Source organism: Saprospiraceae bacterium (assembly GCA_016719615.1).
Taxonomy (GTDB): Bacteria; Bacteroidota; Bacteroidia; order Chitinophagales; family Saprospiraceae; genus Vicinibacter.
Genome location: JADJYQ010000001.1, coordinates 156,894 through 178,586, shown reverse-complemented (window position 1 = coordinate 178,586; position 21,693 = coordinate 156,894). Strand labels below are relative to the sequence as shown.

Genomic DNA, 21,693 nt, shown 5'->3' with positions numbered 1-21,693 from the left:
ATATTTTCAATTTTTATAAGAATCAGGCTTTGAGTATCCATTTTGCAATCTCTTTCAAACTCGCTTTCTTCCCGTACATCAAAATGCCTACTCTGTATATACGACTGGCCATCCAGATCATAAAGTAACAAAATGCAAACAATACGACCAGTGAAGACAACACTTTCCACCAGGGCGGATCAAAGGCCAGCAATGCAGGCATCGTGATCGGACTAAAGAATGGGAAAAAGGCAGCAAAAGTAGCGAGGCTGCTTTCCGGCAATCGAATCGCCTGAAACATCACGTAAATCGCCAGGATAATCGGTATGGTCACAATAATGGTAAGTGATTGTGCATCGTTGATATCATCTCCTGTTGCTGCTCCAATCGCAGCAAACATGGATGCATATAAAAAGTAACCGCCGATAAAATATAAAATAAATACTACACCGATCTTCAACCAATTCAAGGCTGCGATTTCGCGAATGATGGTTGCCAATTCATCCTGATCGATAGGAGCCTGTGTCGTCATTGGCTGACTGGCCTCCTGCAATTGTTGTACATCGATGCCTGCAATTTGCATACCCAGGAAATAAATAATGGGAATTAATATAAGCCAGATTACAATTTGTGTCAAACCCACCAGTCCAACTCCTATCACTTTCCCCAACATCAGTTCGACGGGTTTTGCAGAAGAGATGATCACTTCAACGACGCGATTTACTTTTTCATCTGCAACAGATCGCATAACGGAAGCTCCGTACAAAAAGATGATAAAGAAAATAATATATCCCATCGCACCTCCGATCACGGTCGCTATTTTTACAGTATGTGCCGAACGGTCCTTTTCTTCAGGTGTGATCGGTTCAGGATCGATGCTGACTTTTGTTTTAAGTTTATCGAGTTGTCCCTTATCGAGTGCAAGTAATTTGATCTTGTGATCGCGAATACCTTCTTCCAGGTAGTTTTCTAATCTGGATTCCATTTCGATATCCAGCGGATTATTCGAATAAAAATAAGAAGTATAATTCGCTACATCCACTCCCGCCATTTCAGGTAAGACCCAGATGCCATCCATTTCCGATTTTTCGTATTTCGATCGAAGGGTCTCCATCGATTCCGAACTCATTACAAAATTGAATTTTTCCCCCTGCGAAGGAAGATTCAACTCCATATTACTTTTATTAACGACTGTTATTTTATAAGTTTTGTCTCCTTCGTAACTGAAGATAATTCCAACCACAATAAAAAATATGAGAAATCCCAAAGGAGTAAGTAAAGTTGTCAGAATAAACTTCCAGTTCTTAACCTTGGTGAGATATTCCCTGCTGATGATGAGTCCAAGTTTATTCATGATTGATCTCGTTTACGGTTTTAATAAATATTTGATTGAAGCTTGGCAGCAATTCGTTGAATCCGGCGATTTCAGCACCGTTTCTAATGAAAAAATCCAGGATCGCATTGCCCGTTTGTCCGGGCTTAAGCCTTACGTGATAATGCAAAGAATTTACCTGAATGATTTCCTGAAATCCATGTTCCGGCAAATGAATTTCTGAATGTAATTTGACCTCAAATAAATTTTCCTTAAAGCGATTTCTTACTTCACCAACTTCTCCGTTTAAAACTACTTTTCCCTTATTAATGAGGATGATGTGTTCGCACATCTCTTCAACCTGCTCCATGCGATGGGTTGAAAATAAAATGCTGGCGCCTTCATTTTTTAAGCGGATGATTTCATCCTTGATGAGATTGGTATTGATGGGATCCAATCCTGAAAAAGGTTCGTCGAGAATGATCAGTTTGGGATTGTGGCTTACTGTTGCAATGAACTGTACTTTTTGGGACATCCCTTTCGAAAGCTCTTCTACTTTTTTCGACCACCAGGATTCAATCTCAAATTTCTTCATCCAGTAAACGACATTGCGTTCGGCATCCGTTTTGCTCAGACCCCTTAGTCTTGTCAAAAAAATCAGCTGTTCGCCAACTTTCATTTTTTTGTATAGACCCCTTTCCTCAGGCATATAACCAATCGAAGGGTTCAGGGTTTTATAAACGCTTTTTCCGTTGAGTAGGACCGTCCCGGAATCGGCCTGGGTGATCCCTGTAATGATCCGGATCAGTGAGGTTTTACCGGCGCCATTGGGGCCCAATAAACCCATAACACATGAATGGGGCACATCAAAACTGACATGGTCCACTGCTTTGAGGCCGCCGTAGTCTTTGACTACATTTTGTAATTCAAGTATTTCAGGCATAGTTGAAAATGAAGGCTAAATTAAGAAGTATGGACAAAACTAAACTTTATCCCTTAGTTATCTGAAATTGATCGACCATTCTATTGAATTTAACGATGAGGATATTCTAGCAAACTACCTATTTTGTATTTTTACATAAAATATTACCCATGATAAGCAAAGATAGAATTATGGCAGAACTGAATCTGCTACCTGAGCAATTTTCACTCGAAGATTTTATTGAAAGGCTTATTTTTCTTGAAAAGCTAGAAGAGAGAATTTGTGAATCGGAAACAGAACTTGTAGTAGATGAAGAGCTTGTAAAGAAGGAAATAGAAGAATGGTTCAAGTAAAATGGTTACATTCTGCAAAGACAGATTTAAAGGAAATTTATTTATATATTTCAAAAGACTCAAAGAAATATGCAAAATTTCAGGTTCTAAGAATTCAACGGAAGATAAGCCTTCTTCGAAAGAATATTTTGATAGGCAAAATTTTACCTGAATTAAACAGACCAGACATAAGAGAGCTCATTGAAGGGCATTATCGAATAGTATATAAAGTGATTCATAGCAATCAAGTACACATCTTATTGATTCACCACTCAGCGAGGGACATCACCCGTCGGATTCCCTAAAAAATGAAGCAAAGAATGAAATATTGTACAACTCGATTGAAACTTAAAATAAAACTTAGTTAAAAATATTTGATTCGGAAAAATCTAAAGTCCGTTTTACAGGTCCGGATACGAAATAGGCGGACAGCGCAATTTCCCAAAGTAATAGATCAGGTTTACTCCAAAACTCAGGAATTTGTCTTTTTCGTTATGGTCACCTCTTTGCGTACCAGGAGTTCCAATTTTAGCTGAACCATCCACGGGTATGGAGCGATCTGAAAGGTCCACGGCAATTTGTCCTCTATTGATGAGCAATTCGGTATCATCGGGATAATATCCGCTGACATCATCCAAAAAATCTGTAGCTGTCAGACGGTAACCCAGATCAAAATTGAGGCTCCATTTATCATTGAGATCCAGTTTTACACCACCGCCAATCAGCCATGCACTTCCGATCTCGTTGTATTCTTGTCCGGAAATCTGCCCTTCTGTACCCAATTCGCGCAAGGCTACATTTTCACCCTGGTATTCCGTTTTAGGATTATAGTGAAAAATGCTGATGCCTGCATACATGTAAGGGCTCACAAATTCTTCCCGGGAACCGTGTTTCAGCGGGAAAAAATTAAATTCCATACAAGGCGCTACCTCAAAAACATCTGAAAAAAAATTGAGGTTTCTGCGGAGATCAAAAGCATTTCTTGATTTCGCATCATTTCCAGCTATTCTATGGTAATTAAGCTGCATTCTTACAGAAAGACGGGTATCAAAATTATACCTTCCAGTAAACCCAAATGCCAGACCGGGCTCATTGAGCCGGTAAAGATTGTTGAGATCGCCAAAATAATGCGCAGCTCCGATCCAGCCACCCAATTCATATCCTTTTTGAGCTATAACCGGGCTTCCCAAAATTCCTAAAAAAAGAATAAAAAATATGGTTTTCAATGATTTAAGCATAGTCAATGGAGGGTAACGTAAATTCTTCCGGAATATTTTGATAGATGGGCTCGAATTTGGTGCGGAATGGGTTGGAATTGATTTCCGGAATGGGTTGAAACCCATTCCTATTCATAGCCTATTCTAAAATTTAACTTTTTTTGGGTTTCCGTCATTTAATGAATTGGATGTAATTCCGACTTTTTATTCCGGCTGAAGCCGGCTGACAGTGGATGTTTTATTGTTCTCCATTTATAAAACATTTCCAGATATCGAAAAATTTATTTGATTGATCTTTTCTGATTGGACAAATTTCATTTTCATTTTGTTCCTCATATGGAATGGGTTGAAACCCATTCCTATTCATAGCCTATTCTAAAATTTAACTTTTTTTGGGTTTCCGTTATTTAATGAGTTGGATTCGATTCCGGCTTTTTATTCCGGCTGAAGCCGGCTGACGATGGATGTTTTATTGCTCTCCATTTATAAAACATTTCCAGATATCTAAAATTTATTTGATTGATCTTTTCTGATTGGACAAATTTCATTTTCATTTTGTTCCTCATATGGAATGGGTTGAAACCCATTCCTATTCATAGCCTATTCTAAAATTTAACTTTTTTTGGGTTTCCGTTATTTAATGAGTTGGATTTAATTCCGACTTTTTATTCCGGCTGAAGCCGGCTGACGATTGCTTGTATTCTGATTTTTGGAATCATTCTTTAGCCTAAAGCTATAAGTTTTGTACCTTTATGAAATAAATTACTAACAAACGTTTGTTAGTTTTTCACCTCTAACATCTAACATCTATAATCTATCAACCATCACCATCAACCGCCCAGTCCAACAGCTGCGGAGATTTCGAGCATTTTGTCGATGCTTGCTTTTGCTTTGAAGATGACATCATCAGGTAAGATGATTTCAGGTTGTTCATATTTCATACACAGGTATAGTTTTTTAAGTGTGTTGCGTTTCATGTGTGGGCATTCGTTACATGCGCAGTTGTTGTTGGGTGGCGCGGGGATGAAAGTTTTGTCGGGGCATTTCAATTGCATTTGGTGGAGTATGCCACTTTCTGTGGCCACGATGAAAGACATGGCCGGATTTGTTTGTACAAACTTCAACAAACCGCTGGTAGATCCAATATATTCTGCGAGTTGCAATACAGCTTCTTCGCATTCCGGGTGTGCAATTATGATCGCTTCCGGATGTTGTAATTTAAGTTTAGTGATTTTCTCTCTGGAAAATATTTCGTGCACCATACAGGCGCCATCCCATTTGACCAGTTTTCTTCCTGTTTGCTTTTCGAGATAGGCGCCAAGATTTTTATCCGGTGCAAAGACGATTCCCTTTTCGGGAGGGATGGCGTTAATGATATGAACTGCATTCGATGAAGTACAACAAATATCCGTTAGTGTTTTCAAATCAGCAGTACAGTTTACATAAGAAACAACTACGTGATCGGGATAATTTTCCATAAATTTTTTAAACAGCGGTGCAGGGCAAGAATCGGATAAAGAGCATCCTGCCTTTAGATCAGGAACTACGACTTTTTTCTGAGGTGAAAGAATTTTTGCCGTTTCAGCCATAAAATGGACTCCTGCAAATGCGATCATATCGGCTTTGGTGCGTGCCGCTTCCTGGGAAAGCTGCAAACTATCACCTACAAAGTCAGCCAAATCCTGTATGTCTGAATCCTGATAATAATGTGCAAGAATGACTGCGTTTTTTTCTTTTTTTAATTTTTGAATTTCTGATTCGAGATCCATTTCAGGATCGAGATCTACATCCAGAAAACCCCTTTTGTTTAAATCGTTTTCGTCGAATCGCATTTTAGAGTTCATGATAGTATTAAATTTCTGTCAATAATGATTGGCCTGTCATCTCTACCGGAATCGGTAATTGCAAGAGTTGTAAAATTGTTGGTGCAATATCTGCCAGTTTCCCGTTTTTTATTTTCAAATTTAGTTGTTCAGAAACTAATATACATGGCACCGGATTTTTTGTATGTGCTGTGTTTGGGCTTCCATCTTCATTGATCATGTAATCTGCGTTTCCGTGATCTGCAAGAATGATAAATGAATATTTTTTTTGCTTGCCCGTTTCTACAATTTTTGCAAGGCAGGTATCCACGGTTTCAGCAGCTTTCATAGCTGCATTGAAGACACCTGTATGACCGACCATATCTGTGTTTGCAAAATTTAAACAAATGAAATCGGGTTCTTCTATTTTCCACAAATCTAAAAGAGCTTCTGTAACTTCTATTGCACTCATCTCGGGTTGAAGATCATAAGTAGCAACTTTTGGTGAAGGAATCAATATCCTTTTTTCACCCGTAAATACTTTTTCTCTTCCTCCTGAAAAGAAATAACTCACATGCGGATATTTTTCAGTTTCCGCGATTCTCAATTGTGTCAATCCATACCTGGAAATACATTCACCTAAAGTGTATTTTAGATTCTGAGCTTCAAACAACACATTGATATTTTGAAAATTGGCATCATATCTCGTCATTGTGAGATAATACAGTGGCAGTGGCTTCATGGCATACTCTGCCTGCGCGATATGCTGCGTAAGGACTTGTGTCAGTTGACGCAATCGATCTGTACGAAAATTAAAACAGAATACGGCATCGTCCGGCTGAATGACTCCCATAGATGAATCTCCTATTTTGTGAGCTTCAACAAATTCGTCAGTGATTTGATTGCGATAACTTTCTTCTAATGCCTCACTGGCCATAGGATAAAGTTTTCCTTTTCCAGAAACCAATAAATCATAAGCTCTTTCGATGCGTTCCCATCTCTTATCGCGATCCATGGCGTAATACCTTCCTATTAAACTTGCAATTTTGGTATTTTTTCCTTCGAGGTATTTTTCCAATTCACGGAGGTATTGAAGTCCGTTTTGCGGATCCGTGTCACGACCATCAGTGATCACGTGCAGAAAGATTTTTTTCAATCCTTTATTTTCTAGTCCGTCAATCAGAGCCAACAAATGACGGATATGGCTGTGTACACCACCATCTGAAACTAGGCCAATCAAATGACAGGCTTTGTCATTTTTTAAACAGTATTGTGCCAATTGGTCCCATTCGGGATATTGTTCCAATTGGTCTTCAGCGAAAATCTTGTCGATTCGCGTAAGATCCTGATATACGATTCGGCCAGCACCTAAATTCAGATGGCCAACTTCCGAATTTCCCATTTGGCCTTCCGGGAGACCAACCTGATTTCCATAAGTGACGAGTCTGCTGTTGGGACATTCAGACAAGAGTTTGTCGAAATACGGTGTATTCGCTTGTAAAATGGCATCTGCAGAAGGTTTTTGTCCGATGCCCCAACCGTCTAATATGATCAAAATGGCTTTCTGATTCACGAATTGTTATAGTTTATAAAGCTTCAAAGTTGCTACGATTTTTTGAATCTTAAATGCAAAAGAAAACTTGGCTGTCTATGTTCCCTTATTGAATGAATTAACATAACTTTAAGCCGTGATTGAAACGAAACCGCTGAGTTCAGCGTCTAATTTATAAAACATGAGACTTCCTTTAATTGTTGTTCTAAGCATCTTCGGTTTAAGCGCCCAAACCCAGGGTTTTTCCAATTTTTTGGACTTGATGCGAAAATCGGATCTGAATTCAATGGCCGAGATGATGGACCAGCGCATGCAATATTGTTTCAACGATCAAATCGAAATTGCAGATAAATCAGTAGTCATCAAAGCGCTCAAGGCTTTTTTAGACAGAAATGTTCCAAAGTCGATCCAACCTGTACATAAGGGAAATTCCAAAGGAGATGACTCCAGTTTTACCATTGCAACAATGGAATCGCTGAATGGAAGAAAATACAGAATTTATTTATACGGCGAAGCTGTGCATAGTAAATTTTTAATCAAGGAATTGCGTATAGATCCATTGTAAGATTCCCAGGTTTTTGAGCTCGCCGAGCAGCTATTTGGCATCAAATCCCAGCAAATCAATAAACCATTTGCAAATTGCGGTGTTCGTCCTCTAAGAAATAAGGCATATTTCTATCATCATTCGAACACAATCAAAATTTTCAAACTTATGCAAATCAAACGAACAGCAACAGCCGATTGGACTGGCACCGGTAAAGAAGGCGCAGGCAAATTAAGTACACAAAGTGGAGTCCTTTGCAATACCGAATATTCCTATCCAACCCGCTTTGAAGACAAAGCCGGTACAAATCCAGAAGAACTGATCGGTGCTGCACATGCAGGCTGTTTTTCAATGAAACTGGCCTTTATAATGACCGCAGGTGGATTTACTCCAGATCACATCAATACCACTGCAACGGTTATACTTGAAAATGGTAACATTCCAGTCATTATGTTACATACTAAAGTCAAAGCCCATGGGCTGACTGCAGAGCAATTGCATGAATTTACATCCAATGCAAAAGAAAATTGTCCGGTATCCAAATTGTTGAATGCGGAGATCATGTTGAATGCAGAGTTGATGGATTAAATTTTAATTTCCCATAGTTCTTGCAGATGATATCTTAAAAATAGGGAATTCTCTGCGCTAAATCTGCCAAATCTGCGGGAAACCCAAACGGATGTCCAATAAAACCCCCTCATCAAAAAGAAATTATGAAAAATGCGATCATCATTGGAGCAGGTTCCGGCATAAGTTTAGGAGTTGCAAAGCGATTTGGTAGTGAAGGATTCCACATTTCCTTGATTTCCAGAAATGAGAAAAAATTACAAGATTTAGTAGCGACTTTACAACATTCGGATATCGTTGCTGATTATTACATTGCAGATGTGAGTGATAAATTGGCTTTACAAAATGCTATCGAAACATCGATTCAAAAAAATGCTTATCCAGATCTGGTATTATATAATGCTTCAGCTATTCATATAAAAGATATATTGCTTGAAAACTGGACTATGATTCAAACTTGTTTTGATATTTGTACAGGTGGAGCATTTCATACTGCACAAATTATACTACCTGAAATGTTGAAACACAATAGTGGCAGATTGTTTTTTACCGGCGGCGGTACAGCTCTCAAAGGGGAATCGATGTTTGCTTCACTCAGCATTGGAAAAGCTGGCATGCGCAATTTAGTGCAGGCACTTGTACAAAAAGCAAAGGATTCAAATGTGCATGTTGCTCAACTAACGGTTTGCGGTAAAGTAGATCCCGCAGATATAAAATACAAGCCGGAAACCATCGCAGAAGAATATTGGAAACTATACCAGCAGGAGCCTGGCAGTTATGTACATGAGGTGATTTATTGAATGAAATAAAAGTACGGAATGGGTTGAAACCCATTCCTATTGATGGTTTGGTTTGATATTCAAGTTTATTTTGGTTTCCGTTTATTATTGACCAGATTTTGAATCTTGATTTCTATTCCGGCTGAAGCCGGCTTACGTTGGACGTAATATTGTTCACATGAATAAGATATTTCCGGATATCCAAAAATGAATTGCTTAATCATTTTTCCATGGACAAATTTCGTTTTCATTTTGTTCCTCATTCGGAATGGGTTGAAACCCATTCCTATTCATAGCTAATTTTAAAATTTATCTTTTTTGGGATCCCGCTATTTAATAAGCATATTGTGATTCCGGTTTCTATTCCGGCTGAAGCCGGCATACAATTGTTAGAATTTTACTTTTTTAAACCTAGATGGCTTTTACTTATTTGTGGTGATTGGATCTTTTTTAGCTTTTCTTTTTTCGGAATGGGTTGAAACCCATTCCTATTCATAGCTAATTTTAAAATTTATCTTTTTTGGGATCCCGCTATTTAATAAGCATAATGTGGTTCCGGTCTATTATTCCGGCTGAAGCCGGCTTACGATTGTTAGACTTTTTCGGAATGGGTTTGAAACCCATTCCTATTTATGGATTGGATCGAAATTCAACATTTTTTATGTCCTCTTCATCTTTAAGCTAAATTTAATTTCTGAATACGAATCCGGCTGAAGCCGGCATACGATGGTTAGTTTTTTTTTCATGTGGAATGAGACTACTTTGCTTCTCATCAGCAATGTGCCAATATACCTTTCTTTCAGACTAGCAGACGAACACTCTGCATAATCCTTTGGATAAGCCAATACCATCTATGATTTCATAAAAAGAAAGCCAAAAGCTTTTCGCTCCCGACATCACCATGTTATTGTTTATAAATGGCTTCATCATGTCGGGATAGCTTTTTCCCCTCCTATGGTTTGTGTAACTTATTTGCAAAATCACCACCTTTGAAAAAGCTGATTTTGTTGATGTCGATGTATTTATTCATCGCTGCGTGAATCTGTTGAGGAGTCAGCTTTGATAATTTTTGTTCAAAATCTTCAGAAAATTTAAAGGTCCTGTTGATGTTTAACATAGAATTCATTTGCCCGGATAATTGGTTGTCTTGTGAACGAGCCACTTTTCTGGATTGCAAATAACCGGAACGTGCATCATCAACTTCTTGTTGGGTAAAGCCCTCTTTAAGCATGCGTTCGATTTCTTCTTTAAACGCTATTTCCAGTTTATCTCTGTTTTCGGGAGCATAGATGGCAAATGCCATAAATCCACCTGTCTTATCCTGTGCATCTGCAAAGATCTGAGAACCTACTCCATAACTTAATCCTTCTTTTTGGCGGATGCGGGTTGCCAGCCTACTGTTCAGGAAACCACCTCCAAGAATGTAATTACCGAGTAAAAGAGCTGGATAATCAGGATCATCATCGCGGAGATTCAAATTCATACCTGCCATGAACATTGCGTTGGCTTTATCGGGTGTTTCAATATTCAGATTGACCGCAGGAACTTCAATGTGTTTGTCTATAATGCGTTGGTAAGGATATTTGCTTTTCCATCCTTTCAATCCATTGGCAACAACATTTTTGATTTCGTTTTCATCAAAATCTCCAACTACAGACATACTTGCATGGTCACCACCATAGAAATCATTGTAGAACATCCTGATGTCTTCAATTTTAGCAGCTTTCACATCTTCCAATTCTTCATCTATCGTTCTGCTATAGCGAACATCGCCTTTCGGATATGGATTTAAATGACGAGTTGCTGCATTTTGAACCAAAGCATTGGGATCTGATTTTTGTTCTTCAATTCCTGCAAGCTCTTCGTTTTTCATTTCTTCAAATTCCTTTTCATTAAATACAGGTTGTTTGAAAATTTCCATAACCAATTGCATGGCCGGAGCCAGATTTTCCCGGGTTGTTTGAATACTTGCGCTAACGACTCCTCCGCTGCCATTGAAATTAACTCTTGCCTTGAGTTTGTCGAATTGATCTTTGATTTGTTGCCAACTTTTATGGGTCGTACCGCGATTTAACATACGAGCTGTGAATTCGCTGATGGTGGCTTTTCCTTTAAGAGATTGCTCATCGCCAAATCGCAAACTGATATTCGCATTGACCAGATTTCCTTTTGTCTTTTTAGGAAGAAATGCATATTTCAATCCGCTGGGATCAACTCCACGATGGGTGCGACTTTCAATGTTTGCACAAGATGGTTCAAATTCTTCTCCCTGAGCCATTGCTAGGTCGCCTTTATAATTTTTTACGAGGGCAGCTATATCTGGAGCATTAGGTATCTCTGCGCGCTCTGGTTTTTCTTCCGGGATGAATAAGCCTGTGGTTCTGTTGGCCGGTTTGAAGTAACTCAATGCTACGCGTTGAACATCTTCGGGTGTAACTTTGCGGATATTGTCGCGGTATATAAAAGCCAGTCTCCAATCGCCCATGCCAATATATTCGCTGATGGTGCGGCCTACGAATTCTGTATTTCTGGTAAACAATTCGATGTCCTTGATCTGTTTGTTTTTAGCCCGCTCCACTTCCTCTTTTGTAGGAGGATTTTTTGCAATATCGTCTAAGGTTGCCATCATGATATCGCGAACTTCTTGCACATTATTTTCTTTTCTCACCTGAGCAGCAAAATATACAAAACCGGGTTCCTTCAAAGTTGCGCAATAACCAAATTGACTGGAAGCTTTTTTCGTTTCTACCAAAGCTTTGTATAATCTACCGGAAGGTTCCATAGTCATGATGTCTGCTAAAATATCAGCTGCTGCTGCATCAGGATGTGAGCCTGGTGCAATATGGTACATACAGGAAACCACCTGAATATCGCCGACGCGTTTTAAAGTAACATGGCGTTCACCATCCTGAGTTGGTTCTGCAGTATAAGTCGGTATGAGTTCGCGTTTGGGTTTCGGAATTTTTGAAAAGAATTCATGAATCCACCAAATGGTTTTCTTCTCATCAATTTTACCAGCAACCATCAAAACAGCATTATCAGGTTGATAATATTTGCGGTAGAATGCCTGCAATCGGTCGATTGGAACATTTTCGATATCTGAACGAGCGCCTATCGTCGACTTCCCGTAATTATGCCACAGATAAGCTGTTGAAAGAACGCGTTCCATCAAAATACCTGAAGGATCATTTTCTCCGGATTCAAATTCATTTCGCACCACCGACATTTCGGAATCCAGGTGTTTTTTAGCTATAAAAGAATTGACCATCCTGTCTGCTTCGAGATCTAAGGCCCACCGAAGATTTTCATCTGTAGCGTCGAAGGTTTCAAAATAGTTAGTGCGATCATACCAGGTGGTACCATTGGGCCTGGCACCGTGTTTAGTCAACTCATTAGGTATGTCCGGATGTTTGGGCGTTCCCTTAAATACCAGGTGTTCCAGCAAGTGTGCCATTCCAGTTTCACCATAACCTTCATGCCTTGAACCTACTTTATAGGTGATGTTGACCGTAATGGTTTGTTTTGATGGATCGGGATAGGTCAAAAATTGCAATCCGTTGGGAAGAAAATATTCCGTGATTCCCTCTACGGTCGCTCCTTTAATAACGCCGGGTGGAAGACTATTGTAATCGATAACTTTTTCAGATTGTTTTGCTTTTTTACCTGATTTGGATTTCTGGGCATCTATGCTAAGTGGGACCAGAAATAAGACCAAAATGAAATAAATGAGTTTTTGCATATTTTAAAATTTGTGATTTTTATATATCGTTTGCAAAGTTATTTTATTTTCTACGAAATAATTCGTAGTTAAATGTTAAAGTTTGCTTTTTGTTCCAATCCAAGGCCAAAAAGAGCAAAATCGTAACTAGCGGGGTCGTTGGGACTGAATGCTCTGCAATGGTCACTAAGTTCGAGAACGGCCTTCCAATCTGCCTGTTTTCGGCTCAATAAGCCAAGCTTACGGGCAGACTGCTCGACATGAACGTCCAAAGGCAACAACAATTGTGCTGGGGAAATGTTTGTCCAAATCCCAAAATCCACACCAGCTTTATCCTTGCGTACCAACCACCGTAAAAACATCAGCAATCGCTTACATCGCGAACCTGTTTCAGGTGACGCAATATGTTTAAGCGTTCGACCGGCAAAAGGCAGGAACTTTTTAAATTCCGATTTAAACGACATCAGTGCAGGTCCTACATGTAAATCAGATTTTTGCAAACCTCCTGCAAATGCGGCTTCCAAAGATTCGTTTTCGCGATAATAAGATTGAAAAAATTCGAGAAAATGGATGGCATCTTCTCCATTAAAGGTGCGATGTTTAAAATTCAAGAATTTTTTACGGTCGTTTTCATGGTGCTGTAATACAAATTGATGGGGTGATCCGTCCATCCATTCCATTAATAAATCTGCATTTTTTAAAATCGTTTTGCGTTGTCCCCATGCGATCAAGGCCGTCCACAAAGCGCTGATCTCGATGTCTTGTTTCTTAGAAAATCTGTGGGGTATGGAGATTGGATCATCTGCGATGAATCCGGGTTGGTTGTATTTAAGTACCAATGTGTCGAGGTAAGATTTTAAAGATCGAGCGTAATTTTGCATGATGTGAAGAGGAAATGGATTACGGGTCATCAAAAACTAACGTATGTTAGTTTTTGATGACCCGTATAAAATTTGTCTTTATTTTGAACAATTAAATAAGACATATCACTTTGATTAAACAGACTCTTAATTCTTGACAACCACTTTGTGGTATTCTCGTTTTTCAAATTCATTTCTAATTTCCAATATGTAAATACCATGATGAATGGATTCAACAGAAATCAACTGTTGGGTTACATTCGATGGCCAATCTCCAGATAGAATAGGTCTCCCATCCAGCGAAAACAGGCTCCATTTGTATTCGCCAAAACCATTCAAAGTTAATACGATATGATCCTTTGCAGGATTAGGATAAATGAATATCTTCCAAAATTCAGGTTTACGGACTTCTGTGGAAGTCACTTGTGGCACTTCAATTTCGGATTGAGTCTTACATCCCTTACTATCATCAATCCAAACTTTATAGCCACCTGGTGCCAAATTAAAAATCTCAGAAACTCTTTCCCCATTACTCCACAAATACGTATAAGGTGGGTTACCTCCTGTCACTTCTGCCTTTGCACTTCCATCGTTTCCGGTGCTCCCTTTTACGTCTACCTGTACAAACAGCAATTCAGGAGATTTTACTTCCAGCATTTGGATGGTTTGACATGCGTTTGCATCCCGGATAAATGCTGTGTAGATGCCGGCATTGACATCCATCAGATCTTTTGTATTTGCACCCGTATTCCAAAATACAGTGAAGGGAGCCCTTCCTGAAGTAAAATCTAAAAAGATCCTTCCGTTTTTGTCACCAAAACAATCCACATCAAAAACCAAGGGGACCACTTTCACAGAATCCAGATTGTTCAATTCCACTTCCTGCCTCATCTTACATCCTGCCGAATCGGTGACCTCCACTTCATAAGCTCCACTTGCAAGGGAATCATTCAGCGCTGTTGTTTTCCCATTGGACCAGAGGTAAGTATAATCCAGTCCACTACCTCCAGATGCGATAGCTTCTATTTGTCCGCCTTTCTCGGGGCAATCGGGACTAACGAACGTTTGTAAGTTGAGTTGAGGATTTACCTTGATGGTCACTTCATGGGTACTGTCACAACCATTGGCTGCAGTAAAATGAAAGCGTTCGATGGCATCTGCATGATAGGATTTGTTCATGAAACTGTCTGCATAACAGAGATACAGATTTTCCTGACTGAATGCATTGGGCTTCAGCATGAGTTCAGTATTAAGAATACTATCGCATCCTGTAATGGATAGCAATGTATCTGTGTAATTTCCTGAGGATTTATATGTATTTTTTCCAACTATTAAACTATCGCCATCACATATAGATAAGGCCTGTGAATACAAAGCGGGATAATGATAAAACCTAATGGAACCCTGACTTTTTTGATTTCCACGACTGACCTCCAAACTATAAATGCCTGTATCGCGAATCGTCAATTGATGAGTAGTATCTCCCGTAGACCATTTGTATTTGCCATTTCTTATGCCAGGATCTAATGTCAACACTTGCCCTTCACATAAAGGCTTTTCACAAGGAGGAATGGAATCTCGTTGCCGCCATTGTATTTTGATCGCAAAATCGACGGTGCCATCAACTCCTGCATCCAGTCTATTGTCATTGGTAACAAAATGCCAGGTACCCGCTGGATTAAAATTGCCTAGTATCCTCGAATAAGTTTTTACACCCTGATATCCGGCAGGTTCTACAACGTTAGGATTGAATCGGGTATTTGCAATTGCGGTATGTGCCGGACCATCGTAAGCGGCAGTCACATCGCGCGTCCATGAAGTTCCCATAGGACGAATAGTCATATCTAAAACGACCAATACATCACGAGCCCATGTGGGCACTTTTGCATATAAACTATCAGGTACGATGAGACTATCGCGCCGCGTTCCAAAATCGGCAATCATATTTATACTTAGCTGAACGGAATCTTTTACTCCTTTGATCAAGGGGCAACCCAGGTTTACCAAAAAGTCTGAAATTTCAATGGTATCGTTGGCTGAATATTCTGTACAATTGTTTGAAATAGCAGATTTATAAACACCACTGTATTTTACAGTCAATGTAGAATCTTTGGGTGTTGGCATCAGGTAATCATAATGGAACCAATCGTATTCGTATTTAGAATTTGAGGGCCTCGCCTTTAATCGCAGAACATCATCTTCAAAATAGGGACCTGTTATACTAGGAGTGATTTCCGGAATAAAACTCGCTGCCACACAAGATCTGTTTTGTGCTGCAATTCGAATCACTTCTGCCGGTTCCGGACCAAAACCTTTACTGAAATTAATTCCATACCCGGTAAGATGACAATAACTCATGATCGTACCGCCTCCATTCGGTGGTGGGCCAGAAGAACATCCATTGTTTTCAGGTGGCTGACAATTATCGATCACCTGATTTCTGTTAGGTCCCCAAAAACAAGCGTGGGTATGAGGTGAACCAAAATTATGCCCCAATTCATGTGCCATAACCTCAACACTCCAGGAATATGCAGGGAGTTGGCTAAATGAATTGTAGATATATGCAAAAGAATGCGGACCGGAGCTTCCATTGTAGGGTTGACACAAAGTACCTAAAAAAGCGATACCACCTTGTTGTTGAGGAGCAAAAGTGCTTACCAGTTGTGCCAGATTCCCAGTAAAATTATTCCTCCGGTAATTGGAGTAATGGTATAATATAGAAGCAAGATCTGTATGTAAAAACGGGTCTTGCGCGTTCCATACCATAATATCAGAAATTTCAATATTTACCCCATCGTTGAAGTATAAAGTTTTCACCACATTAAAAAGTGAGGTTACATAATTTTTAACGTTGGTTACGTTTCTGCCTTTGTACTGGTATAATTTATAGTCGCATTCTAAAAATATTTTAACTGTTTTACATCGATCCGTATAAATAGTTTCAGGAGCCTCGGATGTGGACTTAGAAATGCCTTCGTCTGATGTTCCACATTGAAAATCGGGTTTGACTAAAAGATCTTTATCGGCATACAAAACATGCAAATTTGCATTTGACTCTGTGGTTGAGGCCAACTTTCCAATGACCAAATTTCCGGTTGCTGGCAAGGCGATAACACCAGCTATTTCATTGCCAAAAATACTCAATGCAACGAATGAAGCTTCGACACCGGAGACCACACCACGGTAAAACAAACCATCTGATTCAAGACGGGATGAATTCGAACCTTCAGCTACCAGCAGTTTTGAATTAGCTCCAAAAAGAACTTGTTGGGTCATTAATAATTGAAGCAGCCTACCTTCGGGATCGACCAACTGCAATGAAAAATGAGCAGGTTTACTTTGCAAAAGAAATTCGATTTCATGCGCATCTAAAGCCAGATACACAGCCTTTTCGACTGGTTGCGGACCAAAGGAAGCTGCCAGGCCAGATGATTCTGCTTTTAATAAAGAGAACTCAGGGTAATTGTCCTTTTGGAATTGCGAAATCCGATACTCTTCCCAAAGCTTTCCAGACTGGGCAGGTGAAGAAATCACCGACAATAGAGTAAATAAAAGGATAGTAAAGTAGCGAAATTGAATCATGGAGAAAACATTAGCAGCTGTTATTGAATTTGTAAATATCGCAAAAACAGCCGAATTTTTGGTTCCCCACACATCAGCTTGACGAGTCCAGGAAATAAACCTAAAGAGCTTAAATCAATAATTTACACTATAAAAATTATAATATGTATAAAATTTAACTGAAATATTGCTAAAATATCGGGGTAAACCCTTAAAAATAAGAAAAAAATGAAAAATTTTAATTTTAAATTACATATTAATAAAAAAACATATATAAATTTGTTCTTACTAAAACACTCAACTATGCAAGGCTGGAAAAAAATCATGTCTTTGGCGGATGCTTACAAAGCAGAAATCAAAAAGGTTTTGCTTTTGAAAAATGGTATCGACGCGCTGGTAGAAAATAAATCTATGCGGAATACACTGGCTTCAGACCTTTATGTCAAGGAAGGTCAATATGAAATCGCCAGTATCCTGCTCTTTGAGAATGAGGAAGACTAGACGGGATTAAAAATCCAGGATAAAGTTCTTTTTGTAGATGTAAGCACACATCAGGCAAAATAAGAATACAAACAAGAGGAAGAACACGAAACACCTTCCCTTACTGCCCTTCTTCAATTCATTAATTTCCATGTCGTTTTATTATGGGCACAAAGAAAAGGGAATTCTCGTTTATTGCAAAGTTTGGGGAGAGAATTGTGGGGAAAGCTTAAAGCCAAAAGCAATGAGCCTATAGCTAAAAGCCGAGAACTATAGTAATTGTTTAGCATTTCGAAAACTTAAATCATGTTGGGTACCAAAGGCACGCGTTGAAAATGATTCATCATCAGCTACCTTCATAATGCCCCTGACGAATCATGGAATAAATCCTTTCTCAATGGAAATTAAATAAGGCCCATTATTCCTTACTCTTAAATCCATGCTCATTTCTCCATACTCCTTAATCAGTTATACATAGTCCTAATTTTCTTTTGCCTTTTGCCTTTTACATTCAGACTGTCCTATATTTCCCTGCATTTTCCCTTCAGCCATTTCTTTTCGGAGGCATCCAAGTGTGGGGACAGTCGTTTATACACCTGCTTGTGATAGCTATTCAGCCAGTCGACCGCTTGTTTATTCATTATCGGCATATGAATCAGATGTGTATCAATGGGAAACAAACTAACTGTTTCAAATTTGAGAAATCGCAGATCTCCCTGTTTTGAATGCAAAGCATTGAGCACCAGATTTTCAATGCGGATACCATACGAACCCTCTTTATAAAATCCCGGTTCATTGGAAGTCAGCATACCCTCGAGCATACCTGTCTGGCCACGTTGATTCCAGGCACTTACAAAGCCCTGCGGAGGTTCGTGAACATTCATAAAATATCCAACCCCATGTCCGGTACCATGTCCGTAATTGAGTCCCATTTTCCAGAGATATTGGCGGGCAAGGGCATCCAGCTGTATGCCTTTGGTTCCTTCAGGGAATACTGCATCAGAAAGTGCTATATGTCCCATGAGGACAGCTGTATATTGTTTTTTAAATTCGAGACCGGGTTTACTCAAAGCAATGGTTCTTGTAATATCAGTCGTACCATCCATATATTGACCACCGCTGTCGATCAACAGGATGCCTTTTGGTTTTATACGTGCAGAATTTTCAGCATGCGGCTTGTAATGAATGATGGCACCATTCGAATTATAACCAACAATAGCATCAAAACTTTCGCCGACATAATGACTTTGCTGGGAGCGAAAATGTGCAATCTGCATGGCAAAATCGTGTTCTGTGATAAGTTTTTTCTTTTTGAGTCCCTTTTCAAGCCAAATAAATGCCCGAATGAGCGCCACCCCGTCTTTTTCCATGACTTTGCGGATGTGATTTTGTTCATTAGTTGACTTACAAGACTTCATCAACATAACAGGACTCACATCTTCTTTCATAGCATCAGGTGCTAGCGTCAGGGACAGTTTTGCATTAAGACCTCCCGGATCAAATTGAACAACCGCATTTTTTGGCAAGGCCCTTAAAGCATCCTCAATTTCGGCATACATCCGAATGCTCACTCCTGATGCAGTCAACTTTTCCTGAAGTTTAGCATCTATTTTATGATCTGGAACAAACAGAACTGCAGTATCTTTAGATACGATCAGATAAGCCAGGAAAACAGGATTACAGCGTACATCGCTACCCCGTAAGTTGAGTAACCAGGCAATTTCATCCAAAGCAGATAATATGAGGTAATCGGTTTTTTGGAGTTTGAGTTGGGCCCTCAATTTTTTCAGTTTTTCTTCTCTACGACTTCCAGCAAACTTGGCGGGATGGTCGTATACGGGATCGACGTTAATCTTTGGCCGATCTTCCCATATTTTGTCGATGAGATCACCGGTATCTTTAAGAATAATGCCTTTTTCGGAAAATATTTTATCAAATATTCGCACTTGTGCATATGAAAAACACCAAAAATCGCAGCCCACTGTCTGCCCTTTTTGCAAATGATTGCACAACCATTCTACATATTCGGCCTGAGTTTGAACTTTGAGTTTATGCAATTCAATACCGGTCCCTTTCAATTCCTGTTCAGCCTGAAGAAAATACCTTGAATCGGTCCAAAGACCGGCGTGTTTTCCAGATACGATAACCGTCGCTGCGGAACCCCCAAAACCCGAGATCCAATAACGGTGAGACCAGCGATCCGGTACATATTCACTTTGATGGGGATCCGCGGTCGGGATCATATAAGCATCCACTTTATGGGCGGCCATCATTGCTCTAAGGGCTGTAATACGAGCAGGTATATTTATCATATTCAAATTATATATTAAATATTATTATAATATGTTTATATTTTATCTACATTTGCCATGCAATGTTACGAAGTTTCCTCCACGCTTCATTTAAAGCTGGCTTGAGGCTTATGAAGGTAGGGAAATTTCGAACATAAGGCCGAATCCTTTTGTTTTATAATAATGATATGATTAAACAACAACTCAGTCAGAGCCTCTTACAGAAATTATCTCCACAGCAGATTCAACTCATGAAATTGCTGCAGATCCCTACGGCCATATTGGACCAGCGCATCCAGGAAGAACTTGAATCCAATCCGGCTTTGGAGGAAGGTAATGATTTCGAAGAGAGTCCGGAGAGTATGATTGACAGCCAGGATCCAGAGGGTATGGAAGAATTTGAAGTGGGTGAAACCGAGCAATATCAGCAGGAAAGTCAGGACGATTTAATCAACAGCGATAGTTTTGAAGATTATCTCAACAACTACATGGATGACGATACGGCATCTTATAAGTATAAAACTGACGACTATGGCATGCCGGAAGAAGAATCCAAATCTGTTCCTATTGCGGTAGAGAATACTTTTCATGACCATCTCCGAAAGCAAATTGGATTACTCAAACTTAAAAATGAAGATCAGTTCAAAATAGCGCTGCAAATTGTTGGGAGTATAGATGATGATGGGTACTTACGCAGAGAACCATCTGCAATTATCGACGATTTGCTATTTTCTCAAAATCTCGTGTGTACGGAAAAGGATGTCGTCAACATACTTCTTAAAATTCAGTCTTTCGATCCTCCGGGTGTTGGTGCCCGTTCCTTGCAGGAATGTTTGTTGATACAGATTCGCGTCAAAATGAAGCTCACAACCAGCAGACCGCAACTCAAAATATTGCGACTCACTGAATTCATCCTGGAGCGCAATTTTGAAGAATTTACTAAAAAACATTATACCAAACTGCAGCGCGTACTCAATCTCACAGAAGCGCAATTGAAAGTGGCTATTGATGAAATTTTAAAGCTCAATCCGAAACCTTCTTCCGGGTATGTAGATCAATTGAATACAGGTTCTGCTGCCGGACACATCATCGTTCCCGATTTCACGATTGTGAACCGGGATGGCGAACTTGAATTATCGCTCAACAGTCGAAATGCACCGGATTTGCGCATCAACGACCAATATTTAGACATGTTGCGCCATTACAAAGACAATAAAAAAGCAGGTCTCAATTCGAAACAAGAAAAAGAAGCCATCCTCTTCATCAAACAAAAGATAGAAGGAGCCAAATGGTTTATCGATGCCATCAAACAAAGGCAGGACACGCTTTACCGCACGATGTACTCGATCATGTCATACCAGCGCGAATACTTTCTTACCGGTGACCAAAAGAAAATTAAACCGATGATCCTCAAAGACATCGCCGAAATTACTGACCTCGATATATCTACTGTTTCGCGCGTAGCCAACAGCAAATTTGTGCAAACTGAATTCGGTACGAAGCGCCTTAAAGATTTCTTTTCCGAATCCATGCAAAACGAAGAAGGCGACGAAGTCTCTACGCTTGAAGTCAAAAAAATCTTATCAGACCTCGTGCAAAACGAAAGTAAAAACAAACCGCTCAGCGACGAAAAACTCAAGATCATGTTGCACAAGAGAGGCTACAATATTGCAAGACGCACCATTGCCAAGTATCGCGAGCAATTGAATATTCCGGTTGCGAGGTTGAGGAAAGAATTGGTGTGAGGTTGTTCGTTGTCCCGACATGAAAAAGCTAC

At 39.5% G+C, this 21,693-nt stretch carries 16 protein-coding genes; 7 read left to right on the top strand and 9 right to left on the bottom strand.

Translation table 11 applies throughout. The annotated features are described in order from the left end of the window. Positions 1 to 22 precede the first annotated feature (22 nt). A complete protein-coding gene (locus IPM92_00770; GenBank protein MBK9106934.1) occupies positions 23 to 1,333 on the bottom strand; it encodes an ABC transporter permease in 1,311 nt (436 codons plus the stop codon). After that, positions 1,326 to 2,234, bottom strand: a complete 909-nt coding sequence (locus IPM92_00765) for an ATP-binding cassette domain-containing protein (protein ID MBK9106933.1) — start codon at positions 2,232 to 2,234, stop codon at positions 1,326 to 1,328. The genes IPM92_00770 and IPM92_00765 overlap by 8 nt, the downstream gene beginning before the upstream one ends. Before the next feature lie 149 nt (positions 2,235 to 2,383). On the opposite strand from IPM92_00765, the gene IPM92_00760 reads away from it, so the two are divergent. Together IPM92_00760 and IPM92_00755 are read left to right on the top strand one after the other, a co-directional pair. Continuing rightward, positions 2,384 to 2,566 carry a hypothetical protein gene (locus IPM92_00760; protein ID MBK9106932.1) on the top strand — a complete coding sequence of 61 codons (183 nt, stop codon included), beginning with the start codon at positions 2,384 to 2,386 and terminating at the stop codon, positions 2,564 to 2,566. Next, positions 2,554 to 2,850, top strand: a complete 297-nt coding sequence (locus IPM92_00755) for a type II toxin-antitoxin system RelE/ParE family toxin (protein ID MBK9106931.1) — start codon at positions 2,554 to 2,556, stop codon at positions 2,848 to 2,850. Before IPM92_00760 ends, IPM92_00755 begins: the two co-directional genes overlap by 13 nt. 96 nt (positions 2,851 to 2,946) lie before the next feature. Here IPM92_00755 and IPM92_00750 read toward each other — a convergent pair whose 3' ends face one another. The 3 genes from IPM92_00750 to IPM92_00740 all read right to left on the bottom strand — a co-directional run bounded on the left by IPM92_00750 (position 2,947) and on the right by IPM92_00740 (position 7,137). Further along, positions 2,947 to 3,771, bottom strand: coding sequence for an outer membrane beta-barrel protein (locus IPM92_00750; GenBank protein MBK9106930.1), 825 nt, complete (start codon positions 3,769 to 3,771; stop codon positions 2,947 to 2,949). A gap of 821 nt (positions 3,772 to 4,592) precedes the next feature. Continuing rightward, positions 4,593 to 5,606, bottom strand: coding sequence for a quinolinate synthase NadA (gene nadA / locus IPM92_00745; GenBank protein ID MBK9106929.1), 1,014 nt, complete (start codon positions 5,604 to 5,606; stop codon positions 4,593 to 4,595). 7 nt (positions 5,607 to 5,613) lie between these two features. Further along, on the bottom strand, positions 5,614 to 7,137 hold the full coding sequence (locus IPM92_00740; GenBank protein MBK9106928.1) for a 2,3-bisphosphoglycerate-independent phosphoglycerate mutase: 1,524 nt from the start codon (positions 7,135 to 7,137) through the stop codon (positions 5,614 to 5,616). A gap of 160 nt (positions 7,138 to 7,297) precedes the next feature. On the opposite strand from IPM92_00740, the gene IPM92_00735 reads away from it, so the two are divergent. From IPM92_00735 to IPM92_00725, 3 genes are all read left to right on the top strand, one after another. Beyond that, on the top strand, positions 7,298 to 7,681 hold the full coding sequence (locus tag IPM92_00735) for a DUF4783 domain-containing protein (GenBank protein MBK9106927.1): 384 nt from the start codon (positions 7,298 to 7,300) through the stop codon (positions 7,679 to 7,681). Between the two features lie 147 nt (positions 7,682 to 7,828). Beyond that, a complete protein-coding gene (locus IPM92_00730) occupies positions 7,829 to 8,248 on the top strand; it encodes an OsmC family peroxiredoxin (GenBank protein ID MBK9106926.1) in 420 nt (139 codons plus the stop codon). Between the two features lie 125 nt (positions 8,249 to 8,373). Then, positions 8,374 to 9,027, top strand: a complete 654-nt coding sequence (locus tag IPM92_00725) for an SDR family NAD(P)-dependent oxidoreductase (GenBank protein MBK9106925.1) — start codon at positions 8,374 to 8,376, stop codon at positions 9,025 to 9,027. 931 nt (positions 9,028 to 9,958) lie between these two features. Here IPM92_00725 and IPM92_00720 read toward each other — a convergent pair. From IPM92_00720 to IPM92_00710, 3 genes are all read right to left on the bottom strand, one after another. Continuing rightward, positions 9,959 to 12,745, bottom strand: coding sequence for an insulinase family protein (locus IPM92_00720; protein MBK9106924.1), 2,787 nt, complete (start codon positions 12,743 to 12,745; stop codon positions 9,959 to 9,961). A 68-nt stretch (positions 12,746 to 12,813) separates the two neighbouring features. Continuing rightward, positions 12,814 to 13,605, bottom strand: a complete 792-nt coding sequence (locus IPM92_00715; protein ID MBK9106923.1) for a TIGR02757 family protein — start codon at positions 13,603 to 13,605, stop codon at positions 12,814 to 12,816. Positions 13,606 to 13,731: 126 nt separating this feature from the next. Continuing rightward, positions 13,732 to 17,166: a T9SS type A sorting domain-containing protein gene (locus IPM92_00710; GenBank protein ID MBK9106922.1), complete on the bottom strand. Its 3,435-nt coding sequence runs from the start codon at positions 17,164 to 17,166 to the stop codon at positions 13,732 to 13,734. 207 nt (positions 17,167 to 17,373) lie between these two features. On the opposite strand from IPM92_00710, the gene IPM92_00705 reads away from it, so the two are divergent. Then, positions 17,374 to 17,646, top strand: a complete 273-nt coding sequence (locus IPM92_00705) for a hypothetical protein (protein MBK9106921.1) — start codon at positions 17,374 to 17,376, stop codon at positions 17,644 to 17,646. A 500-nt stretch (positions 17,647 to 18,146) separates the two neighbouring features. Here IPM92_00705 and IPM92_00700 read toward each other — a convergent pair whose 3' ends face one another. Further along, complete coding sequence (locus IPM92_00700; protein MBK9106920.1) at positions 18,147 to 19,937, bottom strand: aminopeptidase P family protein; 1,791 nt, start codon at positions 19,935 to 19,937, stop codon at positions 18,147 to 18,149. Positions 19,938 to 20,104: 167 nt separating this feature from the next. On the opposite strand from IPM92_00700, the gene rpoN reads away from it, so the two are divergent. Next, positions 20,105 to 21,661 (top strand): RNA polymerase factor sigma-54, encoded by a 1,557-nt coding sequence (rpoN, locus tag IPM92_00695; protein ID MBK9106919.1) that lies wholly within the window; start codon positions 20,105 to 20,107, stop codon positions 21,659 to 21,661. Positions 21,662 to 21,693: the final 32 nt, after the last annotated feature.

Coding starts and splice junctions, on each gene's coding strand:
- IPM92_00770 (MBK9106934.1), bottom strand. CDS start 1,333: ATGAATAAACTTGGACTCATCATCAGCAGGGAATATCTCACCAAGGTT.
- IPM92_00765 (MBK9106933.1), bottom strand. CDS start 2,234: ATGCCTGAAATACTTGAATTACAAAATGTAGTCAAAGACTACGGCGGC.
- IPM92_00760 (MBK9106932.1), top strand. CDS start 2,384: ATGATAAGCAAAGATAGAATTATGGCAGAACTGAATCTGCTACCTGAG.
- IPM92_00755 (MBK9106931.1), top strand. CDS start 2,554: ATGGTTCAAGTAAAATGGTTACATTCTGCAAAGACAGATTTAAAGGAA.
- nadA (MBK9106929.1), bottom strand. CDS start 5,606: ATGAACTCTAAAATGCGATTCGACGAAAACGATTTAAACAAAAGGGGT.
- IPM92_00735 (MBK9106927.1), top strand. CDS start 7,298: ATGAGACTTCCTTTAATTGTTGTTCTAAGCATCTTCGGTTTAAGCGCC.
- IPM92_00730 (MBK9106926.1), top strand. CDS start 7,829: ATGCAAATCAAACGAACAGCAACAGCCGATTGGACTGGCACCGGTAAA.
- IPM92_00725 (MBK9106925.1), top strand. CDS start 8,374: ATGAAAAATGCGATCATCATTGGAGCAGGTTCCGGCATAAGTTTAGGA.
- IPM92_00720 (MBK9106924.1), bottom strand. CDS start 12,745: ATGCAAAAACTCATTTATTTCATTTTGGTCTTATTTCTGGTCCCACTT.
- IPM92_00715 (MBK9106923.1), bottom strand. CDS start 13,605: ATGCAAAATTACGCTCGATCTTTAAAATCTTACCTCGACACATTGGTA.
- IPM92_00710 (MBK9106922.1), bottom strand. CDS start 17,166: ATGATTCAATTTCGCTACTTTACTATCCTTTTATTTACTCTATTGTCG.
- IPM92_00705 (MBK9106921.1), top strand. CDS start 17,374: ATGAAAAATTTTAATTTTAAATTACATATTAATAAAAAAACATATATA.
- IPM92_00700 (MBK9106920.1), bottom strand. CDS start 19,937: ATGATAAATATACCTGCTCGTATTACAGCCCTTAGAGCAATGATGGCC.
- rpoN (MBK9106919.1), top strand. CDS start 20,105: ATGATTAAACAACAACTCAGTCAGAGCCTCTTACAGAAATTATCTCCA.